At 69.0% G+C, this 5238-nt stretch carries 6 protein-coding genes; 4 read left to right on the top strand and 2 right to left on the bottom strand.

What is annotated here, in order from left to right; genetic code table 11:
• Window positions 1-23: 23 nt before the first annotated feature.
• Together QM633_RS06310 and QM633_RS06315 are read right to left on the bottom strand one after the other, a co-directional pair.
• A complete protein-coding gene (locus QM633_RS06310; RefSeq protein WP_415152884.1) occupies window positions 24-929 on the bottom strand; it encodes a metallophosphoesterase in 906 nt (301 codons plus the stop codon).
• Window positions 926-3277 carry a transglycosylase domain-containing protein gene (locus QM633_RS06315; protein ID WP_415152885.1) on the bottom strand — a complete coding sequence of 784 codons (2352 nt, stop codon included), beginning with the start codon at window positions 3275-3277 and terminating at the stop codon, window positions 926-928. The genes QM633_RS06310 and QM633_RS06315 overlap by 4 nt, the downstream gene beginning before the upstream one ends.
• Before the next feature lie 170 nt (window positions 3278-3447).
• On the opposite strand from QM633_RS06315, the gene QM633_RS06320 reads away from it, so the two are divergent.
• From QM633_RS06320 to nth, 4 genes are read left to right on the top strand one after another with little or no spacing between them, the layout of a single operon-like run.
• Window positions 3448-3723, top strand: coding sequence for a WhiB family transcriptional regulator (locus QM633_RS06320; RefSeq protein WP_415152886.1), 276 nt, complete (start codon window positions 3448-3450; stop codon window positions 3721-3723).
• A gap of 52 nt (window positions 3724-3775) precedes the next feature.
• Complete coding sequence (locus tag QM633_RS06325) at window positions 3776-3934, top strand: DUF4177 domain-containing protein (RefSeq protein ID WP_415152887.1); 159 nt, start codon at window positions 3776-3778, stop codon at window positions 3932-3934.
• Window positions 3931-4422 (top strand): RidA family protein, encoded by a 492-nt coding sequence (locus QM633_RS06330; protein ID WP_415152888.1) that lies wholly within the window; start codon window positions 3931-3933, stop codon window positions 4420-4422. Before QM633_RS06325 ends, QM633_RS06330 begins: the two co-directional genes overlap by 4 nt.
• An 8-nt stretch (window positions 4423-4430) precedes the next feature.
• On the top strand, window positions 4431-5126 hold the full coding sequence (gene nth, locus QM633_RS06335) for an endonuclease III (RefSeq protein WP_415152889.1): 696 nt from the start codon (window positions 4431-4433) through the stop codon (window positions 5124-5126).
• The last annotated feature ends 112 nt before the right edge of the window (window positions 5127-5238 follow it).

A 5238-nucleotide genomic window follows, 5' to 3' on the forward strand; every position in this document is an offset into this window, starting at 1 on the left:
CAGTCTAGCCGAACTGGCCGACCTCAGCCATTCGGGTCCGCCGTGAGGGTGAGGACGGTGACCTCGGGCGGGCACGCGAACCGGTACGGCGCGTACGGCGACGTACCGACACCGGCCGAGACGTGCAACCACGACGTGTGGTCGCCGGCGTGGTAGCGGCTCAGCCCCTTCGCCTGGGCGGTCGGCAGGTCGCAGTTCGTGGTCAGCGCGCCCCAGCCGGGCACGCACACCTGGCCGCCGTGGGTGTGTCCCGCGAACAGGAGCGGGACCCCGTCCACGGTCATCGCGTCCAGCACCCTCGCGTACGGGGCGTGCGTGACGCCGAGCGCCAGATCCGCGTCGGCCGCGGGCTGACCGGCCACCAGCGAGTAGTCGTCGCGGCGGAGGTGGGCGTCGTCAGTGCCCCGGATCTCCAGGTGCACCCCGTGCACATCCAGCACGACCTTGTGGCCGGTCACGTCCCGCCAGCCACCGGACGCGAGGCCCGCCCGCAACGCCTCGGTCGGCAGTGCCGCCCTGTCCTCGTGGATGCCGTCCCGGCTCGTCGACGATGCGAGGTAGGCCAGCGGATTGTGGAAGGTCGACGCGGTGTAGTCGTTCGAACCGAAGGCGAACACCCCCGGCACGTCCAGCAGCCGGCCGAATGCCTCCAGCAGGGGCTCCAGCGCCTCCGCCTGCGAGATGTTGTCGCCCGTGTTGACCACCAGGTCCGGCTCCAGTCCCGCGAGCGCCCGGACGAAGTCCAGCTTGGCGCCTTGGCGCGTGGCGAGGTGGATGTCGGACACGTGCAGCACCCGGAGTCGGGGCGCGCCCGCCGGCAGCACAGGAACCGTCACCCGTCGGACCCGGAACGCCCTCGCCTCGACGGTCCCGTAGGCGACGCAGGCGGCGCCGGCCAGCGCGAGCCGGCCGGCGAGCTTGCCGATCACCGGCGCGATTTCCGCGTCGGCTCCGTGGACGGCGTCGGTGTCGAGGTCGGCTTGGGTTCGGGCTTGGCGCCCTTCGACACGATCACGCCGATCTCGCTGCCCTTGGGCACCGAGCCCGTGCGGGTGAGGCCGATCAGCCCGCCCTTGCCGACGGTGTCGGAGTACCGGTAGGTCACGTAGCTGCTGAACCCCGCAGAGGTCAGCGCCGCACGGCAGCTCGACCACCCCATGCCCGAGCAGCTCGGCACGCCGGCCGTGTCACCGTTCAGCACGGACGCCTGCGCGCCGACGAAGTCGTCGTGCTCGTCGATGTCCGCCAACGCCTGTTGCATGGCCGGCTTGAGCATCTTCTGGCCCGCGTCGGCGCCGAAGCCGGTCAGGTAGGTGTGCGAGTGGGGCAGGGTCACCCCGCGCAGGTAGCTGTACTTGCTCTTCCAGTACTTCTTGTACTTCTTGTTGTTGTCGTAGCTGATCACGGCCGCGGCGACCAGGTTCGGCGTGTAGCCGACCGACCACTCCGCCTTGTTCAGCGGCACCGTTCCGGTCTTGCCGGCCAGCGTGTAGCCGGGGATCTGCGCGTAGCGGAGCGTCCCGCTCGTGAACGGGCCCTGGAACACCTTGTTCACCGCGTCGGCGATCTCCGGATCGACCACCTGCTTGCAGTTCGCGTCCGGCACGTCGTACTTCCCGCCGTCCGTGTTGGTGATCGACTTCAGAATCACCGGATTGCACTTCGTGCCGCGGTTGGCCATCGTGCCGTAGGCGGTGATCATCGACAGCGGCGTGATCTCGGCAGCGCCGAGGGTGAAGGACGGATAGTTGCTGTACTCGTCCACGATGTCCTGACCACTGGCGAGCTGGAGGCCCACCCGCTTGGCGAGCTTCGTGACCTTGCACAGCCCGACCTTCTGCTCCAGCGGCACGTAGTAGTTGTTCACCGACTGCGCCGTGCCGTTGTACATGTTGTAGGTGCCGACCTCCGGTCCGTCCACCACCCAGCGGTCCCGCACCTTGAACGATCCCGAGCACGACTGGAACGTCTCGCCCTGGTAATTCTTGCTGGCCTTCACGTGGAAGCTGGTCTGGACGCCGAAGCCGTTCTCCAGTGCTGCGGCGGCGACGAACATCTTGAACGTGGAGCCGCCCTGGAAGCCGTCCGCACCGTTGAAGCCCTTGCCGACGGCATAGTTGTAGTAGGTCTGGCCCTTCTTCTTGCCCATCTCCGGTCTGCTCTGGGCCATCGCCTTGATCAGGCCGGTCTGCGGGTCCATCATCACGATCACGCCGATGGCCGGATCCCGGGCGTCCACATTCTTGCTGACCACCTTCTGGGCGGCCTTCTGCGCCTTGGGGTCGATCTCGGTCGTGATGGTCAGCCCGCCGCGGTAGACCCGCTCCAGGCGCTCCTCCTCGGTGGCGCCCAGCGAGGTGGCCTGCTGCGTGAGCACCTGCAGCGCGTAGTCGCAGATGAACGGCAGCTTGGAGTTGGCGCAGCCCTTCAGGTAGAACTTCACCTTCTTGGGATTGAACTTGGTGGCCTTCGCTTCCGCGGCCTGGTCCGCGGTGATGATGTTCAGCTCGGCCATCCGGTCCAGCACGTCGTTGCGGCGCTGAACGCCCACCTGGGTGTGCGTGCGCGGGTTGGACGCCACCGGGTTGCGGACCAGTCCGGCCAGCATCGCCGCCTGCGGAAGGTTCAGGTTGGCGGCACTCACCCCGAAGTAGTGCCGGGCGGCCGCCTCCACGCCGTACGCGCCGTCGCCGTAGTAGGCGATGTTCAGGTAGCGTTCGAGGATCTCGTCCTTCGTGAACTGCTTCTCGACCGCGATCGCGTAGCGCAGTTCGCGGACCTTCCTGGCCAGGGTGTTCTCGGTGGCCGCAGCCTTCGCCGCCGCGTCGTTGCTCTCCTCGGCCTGCTCGACCAGGACCAGCCGGACGTACTGCTGGGTGAGGCTGGAACCGCCCTGGGTGTTGCCCTGGCTGGTCGAGACCAGGGCGCGCAGGGTGCCCTGGAGGTCCATCGCGCCGTGTTCGTAGAAGCGATGGTCCTCGATGGCCACCTGCGCCTGCTGCATGATCTTGGAGATCTTGCTCAGCGGCTCGTAGATGCGGTTCTCGTCGTAGAAGTAGGCCAGCACCGAATCGTCCGAGTTGAGCAGCTTCGAGCGCTGTGGCTGCGGGGTCTCCTTCAGCGCGGTCGGCAGCTCATCGAGGCTGGTCACCGCGGACGTGCCCGCGGTGGTCGCCATGCCGGCGATGGGGACGACCAGACCCGCGGCGAGGAGACCGCCGAGCACGGAAACCACCGCGAACATGAGCAACGAGTACAGCCGTCTCCCCATACGCATGGCTTCTAGGGTACGTGACGGCCACCAATCGCCCCGAATGCGACGTGCGAGCAGTTCCGCAGGTGCTGAATCTGGAGGTTCACAGCCCGCGGTCCTTGACAGAACGTCGGCCATACACCTAGCAATTGCTTACACCGGAGCACGGGCCACCCCCCGAAAGGATCAGAGCAATGACGCTCGGAGTCGACGACTGGACCCTTCAGGCGAAGTGCCGTGGACTGGAGGACGAACTCTTCCCCGAGGGCGCCGACCAGAAGCGCGCACGATCCGTCTGCTACTCCTGCCCGGTCCGCAACGAGTGCCTGGCCGAAGCCCTCGACAACCGGATCGAATGGGGCGTGTGGGGTGGCATGACCGAGCGCGAGCGGCGCCAGCTGCTCCGTCAGCGCACCGACATCACGTCGTGGACGTCGATCCTGTGCCCGAAGGGACGCCGCTGCGAATGAGCGGTGTGGACCCGGGATCGGCAATGTCGGCGGCATCCTCGATACTGGGCGCATGACGAAGTGGGAGTACGTGACCGTCCCCCTGCTGGTGCACGCCACCAAGCAGATCCTCGACAACTGGGGCCAGGACGGCTGGGAACTGGTCCAGATCGTGCCCGGCCCGAACGCCGAGAGCCTGGTGGCCTACCTGAAGCGTCCGGTGGAGGGATGAACGAGGAACTCGACGAGGTACTCGCCTCGGCCCGTCTCGCTGACCTCGGCATCGAGCTGCCCGCCGTTCCCGCCCCCGTCGCCGCATACCTCCCCGCCGTCGTGTCCGCCGGCCAGGTCTTCACGGCCGGGCAGTTGCCGTTCGTCGACGGGGTGCTCGCCGACGCCGGGAAGGTCGGCGCGGAGGTCACTCCCGAGCAGGCCGTCGGTCTCGCCCGTACCGCCGCGCTCAACGCCGTCGCCGCTGCGGCGTCCGTCGTCGGTGGCGTGGACGGCATCCGCCGGGTGGTGAAGCTGGTCGTGTACGTGGCCAGCGCCCCGACCTTCTCGGGGCAGCCGGCCGTCGCCAACGGGGCGTCGGAACTGCTCGGGCAGGTCTTCGGCCCGCGAGGCAGTCACGCCCGCAGCGCGGTCGGCGTCGCGGTCCTTCCGCTCGACTCCCCGGTCGAGGTCGAGCTCGTGGTCGAGGCGAACGCCGCCTCGTTCTGAGGGTGGTCGTGGCCGAGTCCCGAACCGCGCTGGTGCGCCGCGCGCGGGCGATCCACCGCGAGCTGGGAGAGCTGTATCCCGACGCCCACTGCGAGCTCGACCACACCAACGCCCTGCAACTGCTCGTCGCCACCGTGCTGTCCGCGCAGTCGACCGACCGCAGGGTCAACACCGTCACGCCGGTCCTGTTCGCGCGCTACCCGGACGCTGCCGCGCTCGCCGCGGCGGACCGTGCCGAACTCGAGCGACTGATCACCCCCACCGGCTTCTTCCGGGCCAAGAGCGAGGCGCTGCTCAAGCTCGGCGCCGCCCTCGTCGAGCGCTACGGAGGCGAGGTGCCGGGGACGCTCGCCGAGCTCGTCACGCTGCCCGGTGTGGGCCGCAAGACGGCGAACGTGGTCCTCACCGACGCGTTCGGCGTCCCGGGGATCACCACCGACACCCACCTGATCCGGCTCTCCCACCGGTTCGGCTGGACGCAGTCGGACAAGCCGCCCCAGATCGAGGCGGACGTCGGCGCCCTGTTCCCGGCCTCGGACTGGATCTCGCTCAACCACCGGGTGATCTGGCACGGCCGGCGCCGCTGCCACGCCCGCCAACCCGCCTGCGGCGCCTGTCCGGTGGCGCACCTGTGTCCCGCCTACGGCGAGGGTCCGACCGACCCGGCCGTCGCGGCCAAGCTCGTCCGGGAGCCCCGGGGATGAAGCGCTGGCACTACTCGCTGTGGGCGTTCGGGATGGCGATCGCCCTGCTCGTGGCGGCCGGCTGCGCGGGCCTGCTGCCCGGCGTCGGCGCCGCGGCGTCCGCGTCCGCCCC

Origin of the sequence: Propionicimonas sp., assembly GCF_047606205.1 — a bacterium.
Classification (GTDB): domain Bacteria; phylum Actinomycetota; class Actinomycetes; order Propionibacteriales; family Propionibacteriaceae; genus Propionicimonas.

Coding starts and splice junctions, on each gene's coding strand:
- QM633_RS06315 (WP_415152885.1), bottom strand. CDS start 3,277: ATGCGTATGGGGAGACGGCTGTACTCGTTGCTCATGTTCGCGGTGGTT.
- QM633_RS06320 (WP_415152886.1), top strand. CDS start 3,448: ATGACGCTCGGAGTCGACGACTGGACCCTTCAGGCGAAGTGCCGTGGA.
- QM633_RS06325 (WP_415152887.1), top strand. CDS start 3,776: ATGACGAAGTGGGAGTACGTGACCGTCCCCCTGCTGGTGCACGCCACC.
- QM633_RS06330 (WP_415152888.1), top strand. CDS start 3,931: ATGAACGAGGAACTCGACGAGGTACTCGCCTCGGCCCGTCTCGCTGAC.